At 74.0% G+C, this 25244-nt stretch carries 18 protein-coding genes; 3 read left to right on the forward strand and 15 right to left on the reverse strand.

Annotated features, from left to right (window positions below; translation table 11 throughout):
- Positions 1 to 15: 15 nt before the first annotated feature.
- Positions 16 to 1392 carry an ABC1 kinase family protein gene (locus tag SNA_RS33010; RefSeq protein WP_030071982.1) on the forward strand — a complete coding sequence of 459 codons (1377 nt, stop codon included), beginning with the start codon at positions 16 to 18 and terminating at the stop codon, positions 1390 to 1392.
- A gap of 31 nt (positions 1393 to 1423) precedes the next feature.
- Here the strand turns inward: SNA_RS33010 and SNA_RS33015 are convergent, their stop codons facing one another.
- From SNA_RS33015 to SNA_RS33035, 5 genes are all read right to left on the reverse strand, one after another.
- Positions 1424 to 1639, reverse strand: a complete 216-nt coding sequence (locus SNA_RS33015; RefSeq protein ID WP_037793827.1) for a hypothetical protein — start codon at positions 1637 to 1639, stop codon at positions 1424 to 1426.
- A 113-nt stretch (positions 1640 to 1752) separates the two neighbouring features.
- Entirely contained in the window at positions 1753 to 2070 is a 318-nt protein-coding gene (locus SNA_RS33020; protein ID WP_030071980.1) for a hypothetical protein, read from the reverse strand.
- On the reverse strand, positions 2067 to 2420 hold the full coding sequence (locus SNA_RS33025; RefSeq protein WP_030071977.1) for a WhiB family transcriptional regulator: 354 nt from the start codon (positions 2418 to 2420) through the stop codon (positions 2067 to 2069). The genes SNA_RS33020 and SNA_RS33025 overlap by 4 nt, the downstream gene beginning before the upstream one ends.
- A 117-nt stretch (positions 2421 to 2537) precedes the next feature.
- Complete coding sequence (locus tag SNA_RS33030; RefSeq protein ID WP_030071975.1) at positions 2538 to 2867, reverse strand: hypothetical protein; 330 nt, start codon at positions 2865 to 2867, stop codon at positions 2538 to 2540.
- 145 nt (positions 2868 to 3012) lie between these two features.
- Positions 3013 to 5238: an ATP-dependent DNA helicase UvrD2 gene (locus tag SNA_RS33035; protein WP_044368039.1), complete on the reverse strand. Its 2226-nt coding sequence runs from the start codon at positions 5236 to 5238 to the stop codon at positions 3013 to 3015.
- A 216-nt stretch (positions 5239 to 5454) separates the two neighbouring features.
- Here SNA_RS33035 and SNA_RS33040 point away from each other — a divergent pair, with 216 nt between their 5' ends.
- Positions 5455 to 5697 (forward strand): mycoredoxin, encoded by a 243-nt coding sequence (locus SNA_RS33040; protein WP_030071969.1) that lies wholly within the window; start codon positions 5455 to 5457, stop codon positions 5695 to 5697.
- A gap of 71 nt (positions 5698 to 5768) precedes the next feature.
- Here the strand turns inward: SNA_RS33040 and nudC are convergent, their stop codons facing one another.
- The 5 genes from nudC to SNA_RS33065 all read right to left on the reverse strand — a co-directional run bounded on the left by nudC (position 5769) and on the right by SNA_RS33065 (position 15773).
- On the reverse strand, positions 5769 to 6707 hold the full coding sequence (nudC, locus tag SNA_RS33045) for an NAD(+) diphosphatase (protein WP_030071968.1): 939 nt from the start codon (positions 6705 to 6707) through the stop codon (positions 5769 to 5771).
- Positions 6708 to 6800: 93 nt separating this feature from the next.
- Positions 6801 to 8213 (reverse strand): dipeptidase, encoded by a 1413-nt coding sequence (locus SNA_RS33050; protein WP_044368041.1) that lies wholly within the window; start codon positions 8211 to 8213, stop codon positions 6801 to 6803.
- A gap of 10 nt (positions 8214 to 8223) precedes the next feature.
- Positions 8224 to 11823 carry an ATP-dependent DNA helicase gene (locus SNA_RS33055; RefSeq protein WP_241779930.1) on the reverse strand — a complete coding sequence of 1200 codons (3600 nt, stop codon included), beginning with the start codon at positions 11821 to 11823 and terminating at the stop codon, positions 8224 to 8226.
- A gap of 102 nt (positions 11824 to 11925) precedes the next feature.
- On the reverse strand, positions 11926 to 15303 hold the full coding sequence (locus tag SNA_RS33060; RefSeq protein WP_044368045.1) for an ATP-dependent helicase: 3378 nt from the start codon (positions 15301 to 15303) through the stop codon (positions 11926 to 11928).
- Positions 15304 to 15386: 83 nt separating this feature from the next.
- Positions 15387 to 15773, reverse strand: a complete 387-nt coding sequence (locus SNA_RS33065; protein ID WP_241779931.1) for an MGMT family protein — start codon at positions 15771 to 15773, stop codon at positions 15387 to 15389.
- A 189-nt stretch (positions 15774 to 15962) separates the two neighbouring features.
- On the opposite strand from SNA_RS33065, the gene SNA_RS33070 reads away from it, so the two are divergent.
- Positions 15963 to 18896 carry a lysylphosphatidylglycerol synthase transmembrane domain-containing protein gene (locus SNA_RS33070; RefSeq protein ID WP_030071959.1) on the forward strand — a complete coding sequence of 978 codons (2934 nt, stop codon included), beginning with the start codon at positions 15963 to 15965 and terminating at the stop codon, positions 18894 to 18896.
- 140 nt (positions 18897 to 19036) lie between these two features.
- Here the strand turns inward: SNA_RS33070 and moeZ are convergent, their stop codons facing one another.
- The 5 genes from moeZ to SNA_RS33095 all read right to left on the reverse strand — a co-directional run bounded on the left by moeZ (position 19037) and on the right by SNA_RS33095 (position 25178).
- Complete coding sequence (gene moeZ, locus SNA_RS33075; protein WP_044368047.1) at positions 19037 to 20215, reverse strand: adenylyltransferase/sulfurtransferase MoeZ; 1179 nt, start codon at positions 20213 to 20215, stop codon at positions 19037 to 19039.
- A 93-nt stretch (positions 20216 to 20308) separates the two neighbouring features.
- Entirely contained in the window at positions 20309 to 21097 is a 789-nt protein-coding gene (locus SNA_RS33080; protein WP_030071955.1) for a spherulation-specific family 4 protein, read from the reverse strand.
- Positions 21085 to 22047, reverse strand: coding sequence for an NAD-dependent epimerase/dehydratase family protein (locus SNA_RS33085; protein WP_044368049.1), 963 nt, complete (start codon positions 22045 to 22047; stop codon positions 21085 to 21087). Before SNA_RS33085 ends, SNA_RS33080 begins: the two co-directional genes overlap by 13 nt.
- Before the next feature lie 243 nt (positions 22048 to 22290).
- The gene (locus SNA_RS33090; RefSeq protein ID WP_044368051.1) at positions 22291 to 23427 is read right to left on the reverse strand and encodes a hypothetical protein; all 1137 of its coding nucleotides are present in this window, start codon (positions 23425 to 23427) and stop codon (positions 22291 to 22293) included.
- Entirely contained in the window at positions 23424 to 25178 is a 1755-nt protein-coding gene (locus SNA_RS33095) for a DUF3492 domain-containing protein (RefSeq protein ID WP_030071949.1), read from the reverse strand. The genes SNA_RS33090 and SNA_RS33095 overlap by 4 nt, the downstream gene beginning before the upstream one ends.
- Positions 25179 to 25244 lie beyond the last annotated feature (66 nt).

Below are 25244 nucleotides of genomic sequence, written 5' to 3' on the forward strand. Positions count from 1 at the left end.
GAGTTGGAGGGGCGCATGTCTGATCTTCCCCGCAAGGCGGTCACCCGCACCGCCAAGCTGGCCGCGCTGCCGCTGGGGTTCGCCGGCCGCGCCACCTGGAGCCTGGGCAAACGGATAGGGGGACGATCCGCCGAGATCGTCGGACGGGAGCTGCAACAGCGCACCGCCGAGCAGCTCTTCAAGGTGCTCGGCGAGCTCAAGGGCGGCGCGATGAAGTTCGGACAGGCCCTGTCGGTGTTCGAATCGGCGCTGCCGGAGGAGATCGCCGGGCCCTACCGCGCGGCGCTGACGAAGCTCCAGGAAGCGGCGCCCCCGATGCCGACCAGCACCGTGCACGCCGTACTGGCCGAGCGGCTGGGTGACGACTGGCGGGAGCTGTTCGAGGAGTTCGAGGACAAACCGTCGGCGGCGGCGTCCATCGGGCAGGTGCACCGGGCGGTGTGGCACGACGGCCGGGAGGTGGCCGTCAAGGTGCAGTACCCGGGGGCGGGCCAGGCGCTGCTGTCCGATCTGACCCAGCTGAGCCGGTTCGCGCGGCTGCTGGGGCCGCTGATCCCCGGTATGGACATCAAGCCGCTGATCACCGAGCTGCGCGACCGGGTCGCGGAGGAGCTGGACTACGCCCTGGAGGCCGAGGCCCAGCAGGCCCATGCGGAGGAGTTCGCCGACGACCCGGATGTGGTCGTCCCGGCCGTCGTCCACCAGAGCGACCAGGTACTGGTGACGGAGTGGCTGGAGGGCGTACCGCTCTCGGAGGTGATCACGGACGGCACCCAGGAGCAGCGGGACCGGGCCGGGCAGCTGCTGGCGCGGTTCCTGTTCTCCGGGCCCGCCCGCACGGGCCTGCTGCACGCCGACCCGCACCCTGGCAACTTCCGGCTGCTGTCCGGGGGCGCCCCGGACGGTCCCGCCGACCGGTGGCGGCTGGGGGTTCTGGACTTCGGCACCGTCGACCGGCTGCCCGAGGGCCTGCCGCCGACCATCGGCACCTCGCTGCGGATGACGCTGGACGGCGAGGCGGACGCGGTCTACCGGCTGCTGTGCGAGGAGGGCTTCGTCAAGGAGACCATCGAGCTGGACCCGGACGCGGTGCTGGACTATCTGGTGCCGATCATCGAACCGGCGCAGGCCGAGGAATTCACCTTCACCCGCGACTGGATGCGCCATCAGGCGACCAGGATCGGCGACCCCCGCTCCCCCGCCCACCAGTTGGGCAAGCGGCTCAATCTGCCGCCGTCCTATCTGCTGATCCACCGTGTGAGCTTGAGCACGATCGGGGTGCTGTGCCAGCTGGGAGCGACGGTGCGGCTGCGGGACGAGCTGGAGGCATGGCTGCCCGGGTTCGTGGCGGAGGAGGACACCGAGGAGGCCGCCGAGGAAAGCCCGGCCTGAGCGCCGCCCGGCCGGCGGGCGGCACCGGCGCTCACCACCAGCTGGAGTCCAGGCGTCCCTCGATGGCCCGGATGTTCTCCCGCGCGCAGGTCTCGCAGAAGTAGCGGCGCTCGCCGTTCTCGACGGAGCAGGTCCAGGTCGGCGGCGGGCCCTGGGCGATTGCGCCACAGCCGGCACATACGGTGTGGTCGCCGTTCAACTCCGCCTGGTGCTCGGTGTGCTGTCCATGCGTCTGCTGTTCCACCATCCGACGATATCCCCGTGGACGGCATCAACCGGGACACAACGCCGCACGGGGGCCCGCCCTTGTCGGACGGACCCCCGTGCACGCGATGCAGACCCCCGTTCTGCATCAGACCGTTACTGCATCACGGCCATGGCCAGCGCGCGGCGGGCCCGCAGCGATGCACGCTCGGCGCGCCGCTGCATACGCCGCGCGGTGGCGAGCCGGTGCGCCCTGCGTTCGGACTCGGCCTCCCGCAGGCGTTCATGCATATGCGCACGCGCCAGGGCTTCTGGAATGAGTTGCATGGCGTGGTTCCTGTTCTGACGCGACTCGATCGCATCGGCGTTCACGGGGACGGGGGTGTCGGTGAGGGTGGGATTCATCGTGGGGTCCTGCTTCTTGGGATCCCGGGTACCGGGACGGTCGATCGTTCCTGTGCCGGTGGTGGTCATGCCGAGACCGGGTTCTTGCGCGGACGGCCACGCGGACGCTTGCGGGGCACGACAACGCCCTGGACGAAGAGCTCTCCGCCCCACACGCCCCACGGCTCACGGCGGTCCTTGGCGCCGGCGAGGCAGGCCTCACGGACCGGACAGCTCTGGCACAGCGTCTTGGCGTACTCGACGTCGGCCGGGGACTCGGCGAAGAAGACCTCCGGGTCGTAGGTGCGGCACGGAACGGCGGCGCCGAGACGGTCGATCTCGTCGTCGAGCTCGGTGAGGGGCAGCAAGGCGTTCTCCTGGGGGTCGGGCGGAGGGATCAGGTCGGTGGCTACGGACGGGGTGTGCGTCTGCAGTTGCACGGTGTGTGTTCCTCGTCTGTTTCGGCCCGCTGGTGGCGGGCCTGTGGGGCAAACAAAAGGGCCGCGGATCCCGGTGTGGGTTCCGCGGCCCTGGAAGGTGCCGACCTGATCTGCCGATCAGGCTGGATCTCTCCAGGGTTCGAGGCCGCGGTAGGCCCACATGTCATGCTGCGACTGGTACTGCTTCCGGGATTCGGCACCGTTGGCCGCCGCCGCGCAGGCAAAGGCATTCGCCACTGCCCCCGTTGCCGCTACCTCGGGTGCCTCGGTCGGTCGCGCGGTGCGCTCACTGCGCGTCAGCACAGCGAGGGACTCGGGGCGCGCGGCCGGGGAACCGGAGAGGCGGCCGAAGCCGGACAGACCGGTGCCCAGGAGCGAGGAGCCGAGGGTGCAGGTGGCGACGACCGAGAGATCGGTCATTTTGTTGGTCTCGATGAAGCTGATCACTGGGCTCGCCTCCTCTCGGCGTCTCGGTGGACCGGGAAATCCCGTTCCAGGGTGTTCAAGTACAGCACGGATCCATCGGATTCCGGAAGATTCCGTTGTCTCCGTTGCTTGTGAAGGCTATGGGGCTGTGCTCCACACACGCAAACTATTTTTCCGACGAGTTTTCCGCGGCGCCTTCGGATGCCTCCTCCGGCCCCTCCGCGGGGTCCTCACCGGCGCAGAGTGCCAGTACATCCGCCCCGTAGCGGTCCAGCTTTCGCCGTCCCACTCCTGAGATGCGCGCGAGGTCCGGTTCGGTTCCCGGAACCGCCTCGGCAATCGCCATCAACGTCTTGTCGGTGAAAACGCAGTAGGCCGGCTGGCGGGTGCGCGCGGCCTCGCCGGCGCGCCAGTCCCGCAGCCGCTCGTAGAGCGCCTCGTTCATATCCGAGGGGCAGTCCTCACAGCGCATCAGCTTCATCTCGCCCGCGTCCGTCAGGGTCTTGTTGCAGACCCGGCAGCGGGCCGGGCGGCGGTCCCGGCGCCGGCTCGCCCCGGGCGCCGCGCCACCGCGCTCGACACCGCCCGTGGCCGCACCGGCCGCGGGGCGCCCGGCGGCCGCCCCGGACCCGGGCCGCAGCCCGTTGAGGAAGCGGCTGGGGCGCCGGGAGGGGCGGCCGCCGGGCGAGCGGGCCAGCGACCACGACAGCCCCAGATGGCGCCGGGCACGCGTCACCCCCACGTACAGCAGCCGGCGCTCCTCCTCTATCTCCTCGTCGGTCCTGGCATGGGTGATCGGCATCATGCCCTCGGTGAGCCCGACGAGGAACACGGCGTCCCACTCCAGGCCCTTGGCGGCGTGCAACGAGGCGAGGGTGACGCCGTCGACCGTGGGGGCGTGCTGGGCGCCGGCCCGTTCGTCCAGTTCGGCGACCAGGTCGGCGAGGGTGGCGCCGGGGCGGGCCGCGGCGAACTCCTCGGCCAGCCGCACCAGCGCCGCCAGGGATTCCCAGCGGTCGCGCACCGCGCCGGAGCCGGCCGGCGGCTCGCTGCTCCAGCCCATGTCGCTGAGCACCGCCCGCACCTCGGACGGCAGGCCGACCGCGTCGTCGAGCAGGGCGTCGTTGCCGCCGAAGCGGGCGGCCCCGCGCAGCTTGACGCCGGCCTCGCGGACCTCGGGCCGTTCGAAGAACCGCTCGGCCCCGCGCAGCTGGTAGGGCACCCCGGCATCGGCCAGCGCCTGCTCGTAGACCTCGGACTGGGCGTTGATACGGAAGAGGACCGCGATCTCACTGGCGGGCACCCCGGAGGCGATCAGCTCCCGGATCCGCCGGGCCGTGCCCTCCGCCTCGGCCGGCTCGTCGGCGTACTCCGCATAGCCGGGCTCGGGGCCGGGCTCGCGCTGCGAGACCAGCTCCAGGCGGTGCTCGGCGGCGCGGCCCCGGGCCTGGGTGAGCAGCCCGTTGGCGAGGTGGACGACCTGCGGGGTGGAGCGGTAGTCGCGCACCAGCCGGACGACGGTGGCCTGCGGATGGCGGGTACGGAAGGTGAGCAGATGGTCGGGGGTGGCGCCGGTGAAGCTGTAGATCGTCTGGCTGGCGTCGCCGACCACGCACAGACTGTCGCGGTCCCCCAGCCACAGCTCCAGCAGCCGCTGCTGAAGCGGGCTGACGTCCTGGTACTCGTCCACCACGAAGTGCTGGTACTGCGCCCGGACCTGGTCGGCGATGTCGTGGCGGTCCTGGAGCACACCGACCGTGAGGAGCAGCACATCCTCGAAGTCGATGGCGCCCCGGTCGCGTTTGAGCTGCTCGTACATCGCGTAGATCTGGCCGGTCTCGGCCGGGTCGCGCGGTGGCTGGCGCCCGGCCTTGACCAGGGCGGCCGGGTAGTCGGCCGGGACGGTCTGGGTGACCTTGGACCATTCGATCTCGCCCGTGACGTCCCGCAGCTCGTTGCGGTCGAGCCGGATACGGCAGCGGGCGGCGGCCTCGGAGACGAACTGGACCTTGCGCTCCAGCAGCCGCGGCAGCTCGCCGCCGACCGCCTTCGGCCAGAAGAACTGGAGCTGCCGCAGGGCCGCGGAGTGGAACGTCCTGGCCTGGACGCCTCCCGCGCCGAGCTGCCGCAGCCGGCCCCGCATCTCGCCGGCCGCCCGCGCGGTGAAGGTGACGGCGAGCACACTGGCCGGCTGAAGGATCCCGGCCCGCACGCCGTACGCGATCCGGTGCGTGATCGCGCGGGTCTTCCCCGTCCCGGCGCCGGCCAGCACACACACCGGGCCGTGCAGGGCCGTCGCGACCTCGCGCTGCTCGGGGTCGAGCCCGTCGAGCACCGCATCGGCCGACTCGGGGACCCGCGGGAAGAGAGGGGAGTGCGTTGCTGCTGTCACCCCGCCATGCTGCCAGGTCCGCGGAGACGCCCGGGAAAGTTGTCCACAGGCGCCGCGGCCGGTCCCACCGCGGGGCGATGCTGTGGAGGAGGCGGGAATGGTCCGGGGGGCCGGTGCGTTCACCCACTGGTCGTCCCGGCGCACACGGTGCCGGGACGGTTGGGAAACCAGGACCCCGGGACACCGGGACATCGAGACGTAAGGAGCGCGGGGCGCATGGCGGGAACTGTGACGATGTACAGCACGACCTGGTGCGGGTACTGCCGTCGGCTGAAGGGGCAGATGGACCGCGAGGGGATCGCGTACACCGAGATCAACATCGAGCAGGACCCGGAGTCGGCGGCGTTCGTGGAGCAGGCCAACGGGGGCAACCAGACGGTGCCGACCGTGCGCTTCCCGGACGGATCCACGCTGACCAATCCGTCCCTGGCGCAGGTCAAGCAGAAGATCGGGCTGTGAGACGACTCACGTCGCCGCATGCGGTCGGGGGCCGGGCCCGGTGACGGGGCCCGGCCTTCGACGCCGTGGGGTCAGGGCTTGGGAAGCGGCTTGCCGTACCAGAGCTCGATGAGGCGCGCGGCGATGGAGATGCCGTAGGGCGGGAGGACCTCGCCGGCTTCGAAGGCGGCGCGCAGGTCCTCGCGGGAGAACCAGCGGGCCTCCTCGATCTCCTCGCCGTCCACCTGGATCTCGGAGGACGTGGCGCGCGCCATGAAGCCGAGCATCAGGCTGGAGGGGAAGGGCCAGGGCTGGCTGGCGATGTACTCCACGTCACCGACGACGACGCCGGCCTCCTCGAAGACCTCACGGGCGACCGACTGCTCGATGGACTCGCCGGGCTCGACGAAACCGGCGAGGGTGGAGAAGCGGCCTTCGGGCCAGTGGACCTGGCGGCCGAGCAGGGCGCGGTCCTCCTCGTCGGTGACGAGCATGATGACGGCCGGGTCGGTGCGGGGGTAGTGCTCGGCGCCGCAGGCGGGGCAGCGGCGGATGTGGCCGGCGGCCGCGATGACGGTGCGTTCGCCGCAGCGGGAGCAGAAGCGGTGCAGGCGCTGCCAGTTTTCGAGGGCGACGGCGTGGACGAGGAGTCCGGCGTCCCGGGGCGAGAGGAGCAGGCCGGCCTCGCGCAGCCCGGCGGGGCGGGCGGACTGGTCCATGCGGCCGGGGAGGGCGTCCTTCTGGAGCGCGAAATAGCTGACGCCCTCGTCGTCGGTGCCGAGGTAGTAGCGGTGGGCCTCGGTCAGCGGCGCCTCGAAGGACGGCGTCATGATCAGTTCGGTGCGGCCGTCGGGGGTGTCGTCGATCAGTGCCTGGCCGCCGGACACCACGAAGACGCGCGTCGTCGGATGGCTCCAGGCGGCCGCGAGCCATGCCTCGTCGAGGCGGTGGTGGGCGGAGCGGTCGATTCCGCTCGGCGCGCTGAAGGTGATGGGCCGGTCGGCGGTGTGGTGGTTGGTCCAGGTGGTCACTGCTGTTTCCAACTCCCCCTGTGGCGTGGGTGATTGCTGCGTACGGGCGCGGACCGGGGCGGCGGTCGCGCGGGACGGGCGGGGCCCGTGGGGTCAGGCCGTGCCGGGCCGCCAGTTCTCCGCCAGGTCGCCCCACAGGTGGGCGGCGGTTTCGACGCCCTTCATCAGCAGGTCGAGCTCGACCTTTTCGTTCGGTGCGTGCCAGCCGTCGGAGGGGACGGAGATGCCGAGGAAGAGGACGGGGACGTCGAGGATGTCCTGGAGGTCCGCGGCGGGGCCGGAGCCGCCTTCCCGGGTGAAGCGGATCGTCTTGCCGAAGGCCCGTTCCATGGCACGGACGACGGACCGCAGCGCGGGGTGGTCGAGCGGGGTCAGACAGGGTCGGGTGGCGCCCCAGAAGGTGATCTCGTGGCGGATGCCGGCCGGCAGGCGGGCGGCGACCCACTCGCGTACGGACTTCTGGACGGCGGCCGCGTCCTGGCCGGCGACGAGGCGGAAGGAGAGCTTGAGCTGCGCGGCGGCCGGGACGATGGTCTTGCCGCCGGGGCCCTGATAGCCGCCGGAGATGCCGTTGACCTCGGCGGTGGGGCGGGCCCAGATGCGTTCGAGGGTGGTGCTGCCGGCCTCGCCGAGGGCGGCGTGGGAGTGGGCGGTGCGCAGCCAGGCGGCCTCGTCGAAGGGCAGCTCGGCGAAGAGCTCACGTTCGCGGTCGGTCAGCTCGATGACGCCGTCGTAGAAGCCGGGGATCGCCACGCGGCGGTCGTCGTCGTGCAGGGCGGCGGCGAGCCGGGCGGCCTCGGTGGCGGGGTTGGGGACCGCACCGCCGAAGGAGCCGGAGTGGATGTCCTGGTCGGGGCCGAAGAGATCGACCTGACAATCCGTCAGTCCGCGCATGCCGGTACAGACGGTGGGAGTGTCCGCGGCCCACATGCCGGTGTCGGAGACGATGACGGCGTCGCAGGCCAGGCGGTCGGCGCGGGTGCGGACCAGGGCCGGGAAGTTCGGGGAGCCGGACTCCTCCTCGCCCTCGATCAGGAGCTTGAGGTTGACGGCGGGGGCGGTGCGCCCGGTGGCGGCCAGGTGGGCGCGGACGCCGAGGGTGTGGAAGAACACCTGGCCCTTGTCGTCGGCGGCGCCGCGGGCGTAGAGCCTGCCGTCGACGGTCTGCGGCTCGAACGGGTCGGTGTGCCAGCCGTCCTCGCGGGCGGCGGGCTGGACGTCGTGGTGGCCGTAGACGAGCACGGTCGGCGCGGCGGGATCACCGGAGGGCCACTCGGCGAAGACGGCGGGCAGGCCGTCGCCCTCGGTCTCCCAGATCTCGGCGGTGGGGAAGCCGGTGTCGGTGAGCTTGGCGGCGAGCCATTCGGCGCTGCGGCGGACGTCGCCTGCGCGCTCCGGGTCGGCGGACACGGAGGGAATGCGCAGCCAGTCGGCGAGGTCGTCGAGGAACGTCCCGCGGTGATCTGCGACATAGGCGCGGACGGCGTTGTCCGGGGTGGTGCTCATATGGCCGAGCCTATCGGCCCTCCGGGTGGTGCCGGTCGGCGGTCTCACCGAGCAGGATGCGTTCGAGCCCGGCGCGGCCGGGCAGCCGGCGGGGGCGGATGATCTCGCCGCTGCGGATGTGGACGAAGGCGGCGCCCACGGCGGACGGGCGCAGACCGTGGCGCTCGGCCCAGGCGAGGCGGTAGACGGCCAGCTGGAGGGGGTTCGCGTCGGGGATGCGCAGGGTGCCGCCCGGGCCGCGGGCCAGGGCGCGGGTGGTCTTCCAGTCGACGATCTCGAAGCGGTCGCCCTGGGGGCCGCGTTCCTTGTAGACGGCGTCGATACGGCCGCGGATCACCCGTCCGGCGAGGGTGAGCTGGAAGGGGGCCTCGACCCGGTGGGGGGTGCGGTGGGCGTACGGGGTGCGGGCGAAGGCCGCCTTGAGGTCCTCCAGGTCGCGTTCATCGGCGATGTCCGTCTCGTCCGGTTCGGCGCCGGGGAGTTCGTCGGGGCCGAGCAGCGGCAGGGTCAGCTCCTCGAAGCGGGATTCGACCCAGGCGTGGAAGCGGGTGCCGCGGCGGGCCGCGGGCTGCGGCGGGCGGGGCATGGGGCGGGCCAGCTCGCGGGCGAAGCCGTCGGGGTCGGCGGCGAGGTGGAGCAGCTGGGTGGCGCTGAGGGAGGGCGGGAGCGGGACGTCACGGACCGTCCGGCGGGCGCGGCGCAGTTCGTCGGCGAGGGCGTCGAGATCGCGGTCCCAGGAGGCCACGGCGCGGCGCTCCTCTGGGAGGAGGCCGCGCGGGGCCTCCTCCAGGGCGGCGGGCGGGGCGGCGCGCTGGGCGATGATGCGGGAGGCGGGCGGCGGGGGCGGCGGGGCGTCACGGGGGCCCTCGAAGGGGGCTTCGTACGGGTCCTCGTACGGGCCCTCATAGGCGCCGTCGAACGGATCGGGTTCGTCGAACGGTCCGTACGGTTCGGGCTCGTCATACGGATCGGGCTCGGCGTACGGGCCGTACGCAACGGGCTCGTCATACGGCTCCCCCGCCGTCTCGTCCTCCGGGGGCGGCGGCCACTCCGCAGCGGCGGCCGGAGTCGAGGCCGGGTCCGTGGGCCGCGCCAGATGCCCCCGGACCCTGGCCGCGGCAGCGCGGCGGCGGGCGGTGGCCTCGGGGTCAAGGGGGAGCGGCCAGGCCAGTTCGGTGGCGGATTCGGCGAGGGCGGGGTTCTCGGCGTCCTTCTCGGGGGCGTCGGCCCAGGCTTCGATCTCGCCGTGCCCGGCCTCACAGTGCGCGCGCAGGGCGGTGAGGAAGGCGGACGGGCCGCGGGGGCGCTTCTGGTGAGGGCCCCACCAGTGGCCGGAACCCAGCAGGAGGGAGCGGGGGCGGGTGAACGTGACGTAGCCCAGGCGGAGTTCCTCGGTCTCCTGGTGGTCCTTCATCGCCTCCTTGAACGTTTTCAGGCCGCGGGCGTCCCATTCCCCGACGTCGGGGAGGGTGGCGGCGTCGCCGCGCAGGGCGTGCGGGAGGACCTTGGGCTGGGTGATCCAGGACTCGCGGGCCTGCTGGCTGGGGAACTGCTTGGTGACCAGGCCGGGGACGGCGACGACGTCCCATTCCAGGCCCTTGGACTTGTGGGCGGTGAGGACCTTGACGGTGTTGTCTCCTCCGGGCAGGGAGCTGTCGAGGCCCTTTTCGTACTGGACGGCGGTGCGCAGGAAGCCGAGGAAGGCGAGGAGCGAGGCGTCGCCGTCGAGGGCTTCGCCGCCCTGTTTGGCGGCGAAACCGGCCGCGATGTCGAGGAAGGTGCCGAGGGTTTCGCGGCGGCGGGCGGCGAGGGCATGGGGGGACGCGGAGAGTTCGACTTCCAGGCCGGTGGCGGCGAGGACGCGGTGCAGGACGTCCATCAGCGGGTCGCCGAGGCCGCGGCGCAGATCGCGCAGCTCGGTGGCGAGGCGGGCGAAGCGGATGCGGGCCTCGGTGGAGAAGGGCAGGCCGTCGTCGGGGCCGTCGGGCTCCAGGAAGGTGTCGAGGGCGTCGGCCAGGGAGATGGTTTCGGCCGGGTCGGTGCCCTCGACGGCCTGGGCGAGGCGACGGTCGGGGTCGTCGGCCGGGTCGCCCGGGGCGCCGGTGTGGTGGACGAGGGTGCGGGCGCGGCGGCCCAGGAGGGCGAGGTCGCGGGGGCCGATGCGCCAGCGGGGGCCGGTCAGCAGGCGGACGAGGCAGGCATTGGCGGTGGGGTCCTGGAGGACCTCGCAGACGGCGACCAGGTCGGCGATCTCGGGGAGGTGGAGCAGCCCGGACAGGCCCACGACCTCGACCGGGATGTCACGGGCGACGAGCTCGCCCTGGATGCGTGCGAAATCGCCCGCGGTGCGGCACAGGACGGCGATCTCGCCGGGCGGGGTGCCCGTACGGACGAGATGGGCCAGGGAGTCGGCGAGCCAGGTCAGCTCCTCGGCGTGGGTGGGCAGCAGGGCGCAGCGGACGATGCCGTCGTGTGCGGCTCCGGGGGCGGGGCGCAGGGCCTCGACGCCGTGGTGGCGGGCGCGCAGGGGGGCGGCGAGGGTGTTGGCGAGGTCCAGGAGGCGGCCGCCGCTGCGGCGGTTCTCGCTGAGGGCGAAGCGGCGGGCGGGGGTGCCGTCGCGGAAGGGGAAGTGGTGGGGGAAGTCGTCGAGGTTGGCGACGGAGGCGCCGCGCCAGCCGTAGATGGCCTGGCAGGGGTCGCCGACGGCGGTGACGGCGTGGCCGGCGCCCTGGCCGAACAGGCCGGAGAGCAGCAGGCGTTGGGCGACGGAGGTGTCCTGGTATTCGTCGAGGAGGACGACGCGGAACTCCTCGCGCAGGGCCGTGCCGACCTCGGGGCGGGTGGTGGCGAGGGTGGCGGACGCGGCGATCTGGTCGCCGAAGTCGAGGAGGTCGCGGCGGCGTTTTTCGTCGCGGTAGGCGCCGACGAGGCCGAGGAGTTCGCGGCGGGCGCGGGCGGTTTCGGGGACCTTGCGCAGGTCGGCGTTGGTGAGCCGGATGCCGTCGAGGGCGGCGAGGAGGTCGCCGTCGTGGGTGTGCAGGCGGGCGGGGTCCACGAGGTGTTCGGCGAGCTCGGCGTCGAGCGCGAGGAGGTCTTCGACCAGGGACGGCAGGGATTTGGTGAGCGCCGGATAGGGGCCGGGGGCGGCGCGCAGGACGCGGGCGGCGAGCTGGAAGCGGGTGGCGTCGGCGAGCAGGCGGGCGCTCGGTTCGAGGCCGATGCGCAGGCCGTGGTCCTTGAGGAGCTGCCCGGCGAAGGCGTGGTAGGTGGCGATGCGGGGCTCGCCGGGGGGCCCGTCGGCCCCGGGGGCGCCGGGCGGGAGCGGGTCGGGGTCGGTGACGCCGGCCTTGAGCAGGGCGGCGCGGACGCGCTCGGCGAGCTCGCCGGCGGCCTTGTTGGTGAAGGTCAGCCCGAGGACCTGTTCCGGGGCGACCTGCCCCGTGCCCACCAGCCACACCACGCGGGCGGCCATCACCGTCGTCTTGCCGGAGCCGGCTCCGGCCACGATGACCTGCGGGGCGGGCGGGGCGGTGATGCACTCCGTCTGCTCCGGCGTGAACGGGATGCCGAGGAGCTCCTTGAGCTGCTCGGGGTCGCTGAGGTGGGGCACGTCGAAAACCGTAACCGGCGGCACTGACAATCGCGGCGGGCCGGGTCCCTCCCCCGGCCCGCGCCGGGCGGCGGCCCGGCGGACGGGCGCCGCGGGCCGGGCTCATTCCACGAGGTGCCGCCCCTCCGGCTGGGCGCTGCACGCGGCGCGGAAGGCGCAGTGGGTGCAGTGCGTGCCGGAGGTGGGGGTGAAGCGCTCCTCCAGGACGCGGCCGGCGGCGGTGGCGAGCAGTTCGCCGATCCATTCCCCGTCGGGCGGCGGCTGGGTCTGGACGGCGGGCAGGGCGTCGCCGCCCTCCTTCTGGGGCGCGCCGAGACGCAGGTGGACCAGTTCGGCGCCGCCGGGATCGGGCGTCTGCCCGTCGAAGGCGTCGTCGACGGCGCCCTCGCGCACCGCGAGCTGGTAGACGGCGAGCTGGGGGTGGCGGGCGACCTCGGGGCCGGTGGGCTTCTGCTTGCCGGTCTTGAAGTCGACGACGTAGGCGCGGCCGTGGGCGTCGCGCTCGACGCGGTCCATGGTGCCGCGGATGCGGACCTCGTAGGCGCCGGCGGCGAGGGTGACGTCGAAGCCGTGCTCGCTGGCGACGGGGGCGCGGCCGAGGGTGTCGCGTTCCATGACGTGCCAGCGCAGAAAGCGTTCCAGGGCGGCGCGGGCGGTGTCCTTTTCCTGGCGGGACTTCCAGGGGGCGTCGAAGGCGAGGGCGTCCCAGACGGAGTCCAGGCGCTCCATCAGGACGCCGAGATCGGCGGGGCTGCGCCCGGAGGCGACCTCGTCGGCGAGGACGTGGACGACGTTGCCGAAGCCCTGGGCGGCGGTGGCGGGCGGCTCGGCCTTGACCTCGCGGCCCAGGAACCACTGGAGGGAGCAGGTGTTGGCGAGCTGGTCGAGGGCGCTGCCGGAGAGCACCACGGGCCGGTCGCGGTCACGCAGCGGGACGGTGTTGTGGGTCGGTTCGGCCAGGCCCCACCAGGTGTCGGGGTCGGCGGCGGGGACCAGCGGGTGGCCGTCGTCGTCGGTCAGCGCGGCGAGCTTGGCCAGGCGGCGGGCGGCGGCGTCGCGCAGCGCCTCGCCGGCGGCCGGGTCGACGGTGGTGGCGCGCAGTTCGGCGACCAGGGCGGCGACGGACAGCGGGCGGCGGGGGCGGCCGGTGACGTCCTGGGGGGTGACGCCGAGTTCGGTCAGGAAGCGGGAGGGCGTCTCGCCGTCGTCGGCGGCGGCCTTGACGGCGGTGACCACGAGGCGCTCGCGGGCGCGGGTGGCGGCCACGTAGAACAGCCGGCGTTCCTCGGCGAGGAGCGCGCCCGGGGTGAGCGGTTCGGCCAGGCCGTCGCGGCCGATGCGGTCGGCCTCCAGGAGGGAGCCGCGGCGGCGCAGATCGGGCCACAGGCCCTCCTGGACGCCGGCGACGACCACGAGGCGCCATTCCAGGCCCTTGGCGCGGTGGGCGGTCATCAGGCGTACGGCGTCGGGGCGGACGGTGCGGCGGGTGAGGGTGTCGGCGGCGATGTCCTGGGCGGCCAGCTCCTCCAGGAAGTTCAGGGCGCCGCGGCCGCCGGTGCGCTCCTCGGCGCGGGCGGCGGTCTCGAAGAGGGCGACGACGGCGTCCAGGTCGCGGTCGGCGTTGCGGCCGGCCGGACCGCCGCGGCGGGCGGCGCGCTCCAGGCGGCCGGGCCAGGGGGTGTGGTCCCACAGCTGCCACAGGGCCTCTTCGGCGGTGCCGCCGCCGGCGAGCAGTTCGCGGGCCGTACGGAGCAGCCGGCCGAGCCGCTGGGCGCCGCGGGCGTACGCCGGATCGTGCGCGACGAGGCGCTCCGGTTCGGCCAGGGCGCGGGCGATCAGCTCGTCGGAGGGGCGGGGTACGGCCTCGCCGGCGGCCCGTTCCTCGTCACGCAGGGCGCGGCCCAGACGGCGCAGGTCGGTGGCGTCCATCCCGCCCAGGGGGGAGGTCAGCAGATCGAGGGCGGTCTCGGTGTCGAGGGCGGCGGCCGCATCCGCCTCCAGCACCCCGCGGGCCGCCACCCGCAGCGCGGTCAGCAGCGGGGCCACGGCCGGTTCATGGCGCAGCGGGAGGTCGTCGCCGTCGATGTCGAGGGGCACACCGGCGGAGGTGAGGGCGCGGCGCACGGCGGGGATCGAGCGCCCTCCGGCGCGTACGAGGACGGCCATCTCGCGCCAGGGCACGCCGTCCTCCAGGTGGGCGCGGCGCAGGATGTCGGCGATGTTGTCCAGTTCGGTGCCGGGGGTCGGGTAGGTGTACACCTCGACGCGGCCGCCCTCGCGCGACGCGGTCAGCTCGCGGTGGGCCCGTACCTTCGCGGCCGGGAGGCGGGTGAGCGGCATGCGGTGGGTGAGCAGCCGGGTGGCGGCCAGCAGGGCGGCGCCCGAGCGCCGGGAGGTGCGCAGGACCTCCACCGGGGCGGGGGTGCCGTCGGCGCGCCGGAAGTCCTCGGGGAAGCCGAGGATGCCGTTCACGTCGGCGCCGCGGAAGGCGTAGATCGACTGGTCGGGGTCGCCGAAGGCCAGGAGCGTACGGCCCGGGGTGCCCGGGGCGCCGGGCGCGCCCCGATGGCCGGCGAGCGCGCGCAGCAGCCGTATCTGGGCGACGTCGGTGTCCTGGTACTCGTCGACGTAGACGGCGTCGTAGGCGGCGGCCAGCCGGGCGGCGACGGGAGGTTCCTCGGCGAGCAGGACGGCGCGGTGCATCAGTTCGGCGTAGTCCAGCACGCCCTGGGCGTCCAGGACGTCGAGGTATTCGGCCAGGAAGGCGGCGGCGGCGCTCCAGTCGGGGCGGCCGGTGCGCCGGGCGAAGGCGCCCAGGGCGTCGGGGCCCAGGCCCAGTTCGCGGCTGCGGGCGAGCACGGCGCGGACCTCGTCGGCGAAGCCGCGGGTGGTCAGGCAGGCGCGCAGTTCGTCGGGCCAGCCGGCCCGGGCGCGGCCGGCGCCGGCCAGTTCGGCCTGGCCCTGAAGGAGCTCGCGCACGACGAGGTCCTGTTCGGGGCCGGACAGCAGCCGCAGCGGGTCGGCGAAGAGCTCGGCGTCCTGGTGGGCGCGCACCAGGGCGTAGGCGAAGGAGTGGAAGGTCGTGGCCTGCGGCGTGCCCACCCGTCGCCCACCACCACCCTTCGCCGGAAGCCCTTCGGGCTGCCCCTCTGGATTGCCCGTGCGGGCGGCGAGGCGGTCGCGCAGGTCCACGGCGGCCTTGCGGCTGAAGGTGAGGACGAGGATCCGCTCGGGGTCGGTGCCGTCGTCCACCCGGCGGGCGACCGACTCCACCAGGGTCGTGGTCTTGCCGGTGCCGGGTCCGGCGAGCACCAGGAGCGGGCCGTGGCGGTGGTCAACCACGGCGCGCTGGGCGGCGTCCAAGGCAGGAGGGTCCACCGGCACCGGCGGTGTACGCACCAGCCGGTACGCGCCGGGGGCCGCCCGCCGCGCCGCACGGTGCGGCGGCGTCGCGGGGACGGCCGAGGAGGAGGAGCTCACGTGGATCGCCGGTCCTGGTGGGGTTGCTGATCGGGGTGGGGTGGGGGATGCGGGCAGTGCCAGGCGACGCTACGCCAGGCGGCTCACGAGCCGTCCCAGCGGGCCCGTCGCATATCGATGCGGGGTATGTGCCCGCCCGCGCGCGACGCCTCCCGCAGCGGTGTGCCCTCCTCGCGGTAGTGCGCCAGCGCCCGCAGCTCGCTGCCGGGCAGCAGGGCGCCGTCCGCCCGCACCACCCGCCACCAGGGCACCACCCCGCCGTAGAGGGCCATCACCCGCCCCACCTGCCTGGGGCCTCCCTCTTCCAGCCACTCGGCCACATCCCCGTACGTCATCACCCGCCCGGGGGGAATCAGCTCGGCGACGTCGAGCACCCGCTCCGCGTACGCGGGAAGCGCGGCCGCCTCGGGCGGCTCGGCGGCCGCCGGGATGCCGGTTTCGTCCGCCCCCGTGTCTGCCGTCCCACTCATTCGGTCCATACTGCCGCACGGCACCGACAATGGGAGCGGACGCATGGTCCCGGACCGCCGTGGAGGCCCCCGGCCACGGCGGTGCCGACGCGGTGTGAGGGAGAAGGTTCCGCTTTCCGCACCCCCGGAATGCACCCTGATGCCCTCCGCCGGCGGTCGGTCGTGCCACCATCTTCCGGACGGTGACTGGTGATACGAGATCAAGAAGAGACGGCCGAGCAGCAGGGTGCGGCGCCTCCGCGGGAGGCGGGCGCCCCTGACGCGCTGGCTGCCGGCGCCCCACAGCCGACGGAAAAGGCGAGCACGATCAAGAAGGCCGAACCACCCCAGGTGTCCGAGAGACCCGCGGCGGCCGCGGACCCCGAGCCCCGCACGCGGCACGAGGAGGAGCCGCGGACCGGGGACGAGGAGCCCAGGCACGACGCGCGCACGGACGACAAGCGCACCGACGACACGAAGCAGCCCGGCGGCGCGCCCCGTACAGGCGCTCCCCGTACCGGCTCGCACCGCGCCGAGGTGCACCCCGACGAACACGGCGAGTTCCACGCCGACCAGGTCTTCGGTGACGAGCCGCTGCTGCCCGCGCGGGTGCACCGCCCCCCCGACCTGCTGCGGCTGCTGCTGGGCATCGTCGGGATCGCGCTGGTCCTGGGCCTGGCCACCTTCGCCCACGGCACCACCCAGGGTCTGAAGAACGACATCGGCAAGGGCTTCGGGGCCGCCCCGGAGCTGCTGATCAACCTGGCGGGGCTGACGGCCGGCGTCGCGGTGCTGATCGTCCCGGTGGCGTTCGCCGTGGAGCGGCTGATCAAACGGGACGGGCTGCGGATCGCGGACGGTGTGCTGGCGGCCGTCCTGGCGCACGGCGTATCGCTGGGCACCGACCTGTGGGTGGCCGAGGCGGCGCCGCCGTCCATCCGGGCCGCGCTCACCCAGCCGCTGGAGAACGGCTCCCTGTCGGCGCCGGTGCACAGCTATCTGGCGCCCGTGATCGCCTATATGACGGCCGTGGGCATGTCGCGTCGGCCGCGCTGGCGGGTGGCGATGTGGGCCGTTCTGCTGCTGGACGCCTTCGCGGTGCTGGTCGGGCGCTACACCACGCCGTTCGCCATCGCCACCACCGTCCTGATCGGCTGGACCGTCGCCTACGGCACCCTCTACGCCGTCGGCTCCCCCAATGTCCGCCCCACCGGCCAGAACCTGCTGGCGGGGCTGCGCCGGGTCGGCTTCCACCCGGTCAGCGCGATGCGGGCCGAGGACATGGCCACCCCCGAGCAGCCCGACCGCGGCCGCCGCTATCTGGTCGCGCTGGAGGACGGCCCGCCCATCGACGTCACCGTCGTCGACCGCGAGCAGCAGGCCCACGGCTTCTTCTACCGGGTGTGGCGGCGGCTGTCGCTGCGCGGCATCAACCAGCGCCGCAGCCTCCAGTCGCTGCGCCAGGCCCTCGAACAGGAGGCGCTGCTGGCGTATGCGGCGATCGCGGCGGGCGCGGCCGCACCCAAGCTGATCGCCACCTCCGAGCTCGGCCCGGACGCGGTGATGCTGGTCTACGAGCACATCGGCGGCCGCAGCTTCGACCAGCTGGCCGACGAGGAGATCACCGACGCGCTGATGCACAGCGCCTGGCGGCAGGTCAAGGCGCTCCAGTCGCGGCGGATCGCGCACCGGCGGCTGGTGGGCGATGCGCTGCTGGTGGATCGTTCCGGCAATATCGTTCTGACCGAGCTGCGCGGCGGGGAGATCGCCGCCGGTGATCTCGTGCTGCGGATGGACATCGCCCAGCTGCTGGCCACCTGCGGACTGCGGGTGGGCGCCGAGCGGGCGGTCGCGGCGGCCGTGGAGGTCCTCGGCCCGGACGCGGTCGCCGACAGCCTCCCGCTGCTCCAGCCGATCGCGCTCAGCCGCACCACCCGCGCGACCCTGCGCCAGCGGGCCCGCGAGCGCGCCAAGCGGGAGCGGGAGGCCGTCCTGGCCGCCTCGCAGGCCGCCAAGGAGGCCCGCGAGGCCCGGGAGACGGCGGGCCCCCGGGACCGCAGGACGCTGCGGGCCGAGCGGCACGCCGCGAAGAACGCCGAGAAACGCGCCCTGGAAGAGGCGTCGGAGGAGGCCCGCGAGGAGGATCTGCTGGCCCAGATCCGCCGCCAGGTGCTGCTGATGCGGCCGACGGCGGTGATCGAACCGGCGAAGCTGGAGCGGCTGAGCCCGCGCATCCTGATCAGCTGGATCGCCGGGGCGTTCGCGGTCTATCTGCTGCTGTCGCAGCTGACCAACTTCAACCTCGGCGATGTGATCAGCCGGGCCCAGTGGATGTGGGTCCTGGTGGCGGTGTTCTTCTCCGCGCTGACCTATATCGCGGCGGCGATGAGTCTGCTGGGCTTCGTCACGGAGAAGGTCTCGTTCGTCAGGACGGTCATCGCGCAGATCGCGGGCAACTTCGTGAAGCTGGTGGCGCCCGCGGCGATCGGCGGGGTGGCGCTCAACACCCGCTTCCTCCAGCGTGCCGGGGTGCGGTCGGGCCTGGCGGTGGCCAGCGTCGGCGCCTCCCAGCTGTTCGGGCTGGGCAGCCACATCCTGCTGCTGCTGGCCTTCGGCTATCTGACCGGCACCGAGCACGCGCCGCAGATCTCGCCGTCGCGAACGGTCATCGCGGGGCTGCTGACGGTGGCCGTGCTGGTGCTGGTGGTGACGGCCGTCCCGGCGCTGCGCAAATTCGTCTCCACCCGGCTGCGGTCGCTGTTCGCGGGCGTGGTGCCGCGGATGCTGGACATTCTCCAGCGGCCGCGGAAGCTGATCATGGGTATCGGCGGGATGCTGCTGCTGACGGCGGCGAACGTGATGTGCCTGGACGCCTCGATCCGGGCGTTCGGCGGCGGCGACAAGCTCAGCTATGCGAGCGTCGCGGTGGCCTTCCTCGCCGGTAACGCGCTGGGCTCGGCCGCTCCGACGCCGGGCGGTGTGGGCGCCGTCGAGGGTGCGCTGTGGGGTGCGCTGACGTTCTCGGGGCTGGCCGCCGACACGGCACTGCCCGCCGTCCTGCTGTTCCGCCTGATGACCTTCTGGCTGCCGGTGCTGCCGGGCTGGCTGGCGTTCAACTACCTGACGCACAAGGGCGAGATCTGAGCCGGGGGTGCCCCGCCCGGACCGCCCCACCCGCCCGGCCCGCCGACATCCGGATACGCAAAGGCGCCGGTCCGCACAGGACCGGCGCCTTACGCATCACCGCGGTGCACGCGCCACCGCGTCGTACGCCGCACCGTCGCCTAGTAGACCGGCTTCTCCGGCTCGACGGTGTTGACCCAGCCGATGACGCCGCCGCCGACGTGGACGGCGTCGGCGAAGCCCGCGGACTTCAGGACCGCCAGCACCTCCGCCGAACGGACGCCCGTCTTGCAGTGCAGGACGATCTTCTTGTCCTGCGGCAGGTCCTGGAGGGCGGTGCCCATCAGGAACTCGTTCTTCGGGATCAGCCGGGCGCCGGGGATGGAGACGATCTCGTACTCGTTCGGCTCGCGGACGTCGATGATGTCGATCTTCTCGTCGGCGTCGATCCACTCCTTGAGCTGCGCCGGAGTGATCGTGGAGCCGGCCGCCGCCTGCTGGGCCTCCTCGGAGACGACGCCGCAGAAGGCCTCGTAGTCGATCAGCTCGGTGACGGTGGGGTTCTCCCCGCACACCGCGCAGTTCGGGTCCTTGCGGACCTTGACCTGGCGGTAGGTCATCTCCAGCGCGTCGTAGATCATCAGGCGGCCGACCAGCGGGTCGCCGATCCCGGCCAGCAGCTTGATGGCCTCGTTGACCTGGATGGAGCCGATGGAGGCGCACAGCACGCCCAGGACGCCGCCCTCGGCGCAGGAGGGGACCATGCCCGGCGGCGGGGGCTCGGGGTACAGGCAGCGGTAGCAGGGACCGTGCTCGGACCAGAAGACCGAGGCCTGGCCGTCGAAGCGGTAGATCGAACCCCAGACGTACGGCTTGTTCAGCAGCACGCAGGCGTCGTTGACCAGGTAGCGGGTGGCGAAGTTGTCCGTGCCGTCGACGATCAGGTCGTACTGGGCGAAGAGCTCCATGACATTGGTGGAGTCCAGGCGCTCTTCGTGCAGGTTGACCGTGACGTACGGGTTGATGCCCAGGACGGTGTCCTTGGCGGACGCGGCCTTGGAGCGGCCGATGTCCGCCTGGCTGTGGATGATCTGGCGCTGGAGGTTCGACTCGTCGACCTCGTCGAACTCCACGATGCCCAGGGTGCCCACGCCGGCCGCGGCGAGGTACATCAGCGCCGGCGAGCCCAGGCCGCCGGCGCCGACACACAGCACCTTGGCGTTCTTCAGCCGCTTCTGCCCGGCCATCCCCACGTCGGGGATGATCAGGTGGCGGGAGTACCTGCGGACCTCGTCTACGGTGAGCTCGGCTGCGGGCTCGACCAGGGGTGGCAGCGACACGGAGACCTCATCAAAGGGGTTGGTCGGTATTTCGGTACGGGGACCGTCCCCGCCGATGCGGGGAGCATCCCTGTAACACTGCCACGCGCTTCTTCATTCCGAGACACCTGTTCCGATGCGCGAGACAAATGCGTCCCAGTGGCCGGGCAGTGACTCCCAGGCGTCCCCGGCGGTGCCCGTGGCCACGGCGGCCCGGCGGTCGGTGAGGTACACGGTGCCCGCGCCCTGCCAGCGGGCGATGCGCAGCGCCTCGTCCAGATGGCTACGGGGTACCCCGTGCACCAGGTGGCAGAACCGCTCGGGCGGATAGTCGGCGGTCCACTCGGCGACCTGCGAAAAGCGGTAGTCCGACCAGCCGCCGGCGAAGGTGACGAGCTGGTCGGCGGACTCGGCGTAGCCGGGGCAGGGGTGGCTGCCGTGGGCGAAGACCAGGTAGGTGTCCTCGCGCAGGGTCCGCAGACAGGTGGCGGCCTTCCGGACGGCGGGCAGCAGTGTCCGGTCCGTGGGACAGCGGTCCAGCCAGAAGCCGTCGACCCGGTACCACTCCAGGAAGCGGTGCGCATCGGAGATCAGCTCACTGAAGGGCCGGGCGCCGCGCCCGGTGTCCAGATGGCCGAGCACCCGGACGCCGGTTTCCCGCAGGCGCGCGACGGCGGGCATGCAGTGCGGGTCGGGCCGGGCCCCGGGGCCGTTGGCGACATCGAGCACCGCCCAGTGGACGGGCGCGACGCCCCGGGTCCCGGCGCCCCGGCAGCAGCGCAGCAGCTCGGCCCATTCGGTGGGCGCGAGCAGCGGATGGGCGAAGCCGGGGACGCCGACGCCGAGCGGGGCGGGCCCGGTGGGGGCGCGGGTGAGGCCGGTGGGGGTGGTCAGATACGACATGCGGCCTCCATCCAGATGTCGGCGAGGGACTCCTCCAGCCCGATCCGCGGGCGCCAGCCGAGCCGGTCGCGGGCGGTGCGCACATCGGCCTGCTGCCAGGTGCCGCAGCCGTCGGGGTAGGGGTAGGTGGCCGGCGGCCGCTCCATCGGGTGGTCGGCGCCGCCCTGGGGGCCGGGGATGACCAGGCGCGCGGGCGGGGAGTCCAGTTCGTGCAGGGCGCCGCCGAAGCCGGCGACCCGGGCCAGGACGGAGGCGGCCTCGCGCAGCCGTACGGCGCGGCCGGTGCCGATGTTGACCACGCCCTGGGCGGCGGACAGCGAGGCGGCGTGCACGGCGCGGGCGATGTCGCGGACGTCGACGAAGTCCCGCTGGACGCCGAGTCCGCCCAGTTTGAGCTCGCTGTCGCCGGCCTGCATGGCGCGGCGCATCGCCTCGGCGAGCCGGCCGAGCGGGGAGCCGGCCGGGGTGCCGGGGCCGACCGGCGAGAAGATCCGCAGGACGACGGCGTCCAGGCCGGAGCCCAGGACCAGTTCGGTGGCGGCCAGTTTGCTCACGCCGTAGGGGCCTCCGGGGCGCGGCACCGCGTCCTCGGCGGTGGAGGAGCCGGGCTGGGAGGGCCCGTACTCGGAGGCGCAGCCCAGCTGGACCAGGCGGGCGCCGCAGCCGCTGCGGCGCAGGGATTCGCAGATGGTGGCGACCGCGACGGTGTTGTGCCGGGTCAGTTCGCGGGCGCCGCCGCGGGTGGCGCCCGCGCAGTTGACGATCACGCCGGGGTGGACCGCGTCGAGGAAGCGGGTGAGCGCCCCGGGGCTGCCGGTGGCCAGGTCGAAGCGGACGTCGGCGTCGTCGCCGCGGCCCAGCGCGGTGAGCTGGACGGCGGGGTCGGCGAGCAGACGGTCGGCGACGAAACGGCCGAGGTAGCCGTTGGCGCCGATGAGCAGCACCCTCATCGTGCGGCCCCCCGGTGCCCGTGGTGTGCGGTGGGCTGGAGGTTCATGGTCGTGCTCCTAAGGCGGATCGAGGGAAGTGAACCGGCTTCGGCCGCGGGGTCGGCGTCCGCCCGCCGGGCGGGGGCCACGTGGGGGTGGGGGTGTGCGGCGAAGAGGACCGGGCGGCCGTGTCGGGGTGCCGCTCCGGGCGTGGTGCGTGGGGCGAGGGGGCTTGGAGGTGCGGGCCGGGGGGCGTCGGGAGGGTCACGGCCGGTCCGCCTCGGCGGCTGCGGCGGGCGAGTGCGCCCAGGCTCCGGTCAGTGCGCGCAGGCCGTACACGAGCAGGCCGGCGGCCGCGGCGGTGCAGGCGAGGGCGGGGACGGCGGCGGGTCCGGCGTGGCGGATCAGCGTCTCCACCGGGGAGCCGGCCGGGCTCAGACGGGGGAGCCGGGCCAGCAGCACCAGGGCGCAGGCGAGCGCCTCCAGGACGGCGGCGGTGGCCAGGCCCGTCGCGGCGGCGCGGGGGAAGCCGTGGACGGCCAGCAGCCGGGCGAGGAACAGCAGCGTTCCCAGGGCGGCGGCCGCGGCCAGATCCGTCGCTCCCGTACCGCCGAGGACGGCTCGGGCGGCGGCCAGCAGCGCCACTTGGGCGACCAGGAAGGCGGCGGTGGCGCCGAGGAGCAACGGACGTACCCGGGAGGCGAGTTCGGCCAGGTCGCGGCTGGCGGCCAGGCCGCGCCGGCCGCGCACCGCGAACCAGCGGGCGCACCCGGTGGCGGGCACGACGGCGCAGACCAGGCCCAGGACGCTCGCGGCGGCGGCCCGGGGGTGCAGCGGCAGGTCAGGGCCGCCGCCGAGCAGTTCGGTCAGCAGCCAATGGCCGTAGACCGCCTGGCCGGTGGTCCAGCAGACCAGCAGCGCCGGCAGGCCCTTGTCGCGCACCCGCAGCGGGCCGGTGCGCAGGGCCAGCCGCAGGGCGAGGGCGACGAGCAGCACACCGGCCGCCTCGACGGCCGGGCGGACCAGGGGAGTTGTGGGGGCGGCGGCGCCGAACGCGGCGAGGGCCGCGGCGCACACCGCGCCGGGCAGCAGCTGGAGCGCGGTGCGCACGCCCCGGGAGCGCGGTACGGGAACGGGTCCGGCGGCGGCCGGGCACGGGCCGGTCTCGACGCGCGGTACGCGGGCGTAGAGCTCCTCGGCAAGGGAGAAGACGTCGCGGTGGCGGAAGCGGGCGGCGGAGCGGTCGGTGACGCCGCTGGCCTCCAGGGCGGCGGCGATCTCCAGCGGGTCCACGGCGTGTTCGCACAGCTCCCGGTGGCGGTGCATCAGGGCCCGTACGGGGTCGGCGGGGCCCCGGCGCCCGGGGCGCGCGACGGCCTCCTTGCGGGTGGGCACGGTCATGATCCCTCTCCTCTCCCTGCGGCCGGAGCGGCGGCCGCCCCGGCCATCGCCTCGTCGTCGGTCCGTTCCTCCCCCGCCGCCCAGCTGGGCGTGTGTCCCACGGTGGCCGCGGCCCAGCGGCCGGGGACATGGGATTCGGCGGGGCTGTCGAACGGCCGCGGCGCGCCTTCGGCGGCGGCCGGGCGGCCCGGGGCGTGGGAGATCAGCTCCAGGTAGATGCCACGAAATGCCGCGATGTTCTGCTCCACGGTGAACAGTTCGAGCGCCCGCGCACGCGCCGCCGCGCCCAGCCGGGCGCGTCTGCCGGGGTCGGCGAGCAGGGCGCGGCAGGCTTCGGCCAGGGCGCGCGGATTGCGCGGCGGGACCACCAGGCCGGTGCCGCCGATCACCTCGCAGACCGCGCCGGCGTCGGTGGAGACCGTGGCGCGGCCGGAGAGCATCGCCTCCACCAGGGAGCGCGGGAAGCCCTCGACGACGCTGGAGAGCACCAGGACGGCACCGGCGGCGTAGGCGTCCGCCAGGGTGGGCACGTCGGGCTCGCCGATCTCCTCGAAGCTGACCGGGTTCTCGCCGGCGGTGCGGTCGTCGGCGGCCTCGTCGGGGAAGAGCTGGGCGGCCAGCGCCTGGCACTGGGCGCGGTAGCCGGGCGAGCGGGGGCCGCCGGTGGTGCCGATGATGCGCAAGGCGGCCTCCGGCTCGGCCCGGCGGATGTCGGCGAAGGCGTGCAGCAGGCCGACGATGTCCTTGTCGGGGGTGAGGGCGCCGACCCACACCAGGGTCTTGGAGTCGCGGTCCGCGGTGTCCCCGACGGCGGCGAAGGCGGTGGCGTCCATGCCGTCGTAGACGGTGCGCAGCCGGGCGGGGTCGGCGCCGCAGCGCAGCTGCCAGCGGCGGGCGTGGGTGTTGCCGGGGGTGATCAGCGCCGCCTGGGCGTAGATCTCGGCGGCCAGCGCCCGTTGGAAGGCGGCGAGCAGGGCGCGCACCGGCGCGGTCAGGGGGGCTGTGGCGCGTGCGAGGTAGTGCTCGCGCAGCCGTACGCCGTATTCGGTGACCAGCAGCGGGGTGCCGAAGAAGCGTTTGGCCAGCAGTCCGGGGAGGGCGGCCGCTCCGCCGGAGGCGGCGTGGCACAGGTCGGCGCCGTCCAGGCCGCCGGGGGCCGGTCCGTACCAGTCCAGGGAGAGCGGGCGCAGGGCGCGTTCGAGGTGTTCGGTGACGGTGAGCAGATCGCGCAGCGGGGCGCCGTGGGCGGCGGGCAGGGCGCGGGGGCCGCGGCAGGCGGCCTGCAGGATGCGTACGGCGTCCTCGGAGCGCAGCAGGCGGGGCAGCCGGCCGTGGCTGCGGGCGAGGTCGGCGAGGCCGTAGAGGCCGGCGGCGAAACGGTCCGCCTTGTCGATCATGGGACCGTCTCCGGGGCCGGTTCCGGGCGGACGGTCCCAGGTCAGCGCCGCGGCGAGGGCGCCGAAGTGCTCGGCAAACAGCCGCCGTTCGCGGCGTTTGCAGAGGCGGCCGCGGCGTTCCTCGGCGGCGCGGCGGTGCGCCTCGGGGAAGGCACCCCACAGCGGCGCGGTGTGCGCCAGGCGCGCGTGGGCGGGCAGCGCGGGCGGGTGTCCGGTCTCCTGGCGGGGGTGGGTGGTCAGGGCGTACACCGCGAAGTCATGGCCGGTGAGCCCGCGCACGAGCCGGTCGCACCACGCGTGCGGCGCACCGGTCGCATACGGGTAGCCACCCTCGGTGAGCAGTGCGATGCGCACGAGTGCACCCCGCCCTTCCTGTCGGTGTCACTGGGCCGACGGCATGGCCGTCACCTGCAGGAAGAA

Source organism: Streptomyces natalensis ATCC 27448 (assembly GCF_000935125.1).
GTDB classification, from domain to species: Bacteria; Actinomycetota; Actinomycetes; order Streptomycetales; family Streptomycetaceae; genus Streptomyces; species Streptomyces natalensis.

Bases quoted from the DNA above. Each gene is read 5' to 3' on its own strand.
- SNA_RS33010 (WP_030071982.1), top strand. From the start codon at position 16: ATGTCTGATCTTCCCCGCAAGGCGGTCACCCGCACCGCCAAGCTGGCC.
- SNA_RS33015 (WP_037793827.1), bottom strand. From the start codon at position 1,639: ATGGTGGAACAGCAGACGCATGGACAGCACACCGAGCACCAGGCGGAG.
- SNA_RS33020 (WP_030071980.1), bottom strand. From the start codon at position 2,070: ATGACCACCACCGGCACAGGAACGATCGACCGTCCCGGTACCCGGGAT.
- SNA_RS33040 (WP_030071969.1), top strand. From the start codon at position 5,455: ATGGCGGGAACTGTGACGATGTACAGCACGACCTGGTGCGGGTACTGC.
- SNA_RS33050 (WP_044368041.1), bottom strand. From the start codon at position 8,213: ATGAGCACCACCCCGGACAACGCCGTCCGCGCCTATGTCGCAGATCAC.
- SNA_RS33065 (WP_241779931.1), bottom strand. From the start codon at position 15,773: ATGAGTGGGACGGCAGACACGGGGGCGGACGAAACCGGCATCCCGGCG.
- SNA_RS33080 (WP_030071955.1), bottom strand. From the start codon at position 21,097: ATGTCGTATCTGACCACCCCCACCGGCCTCACCCGCGCCCCCACCGGG.
- SNA_RS33085 (WP_044368049.1), bottom strand. From the start codon at position 22,047: ATGAGGGTGCTGCTCATCGGCGCCAACGGCTACCTCGGCCGTTTCGTC.
- SNA_RS33090 (WP_044368051.1), bottom strand. From the start codon at position 23,427: ATGACCGTGCCCACCCGCAAGGAGGCCGTCGCGCGCCCCGGGCGCCGG.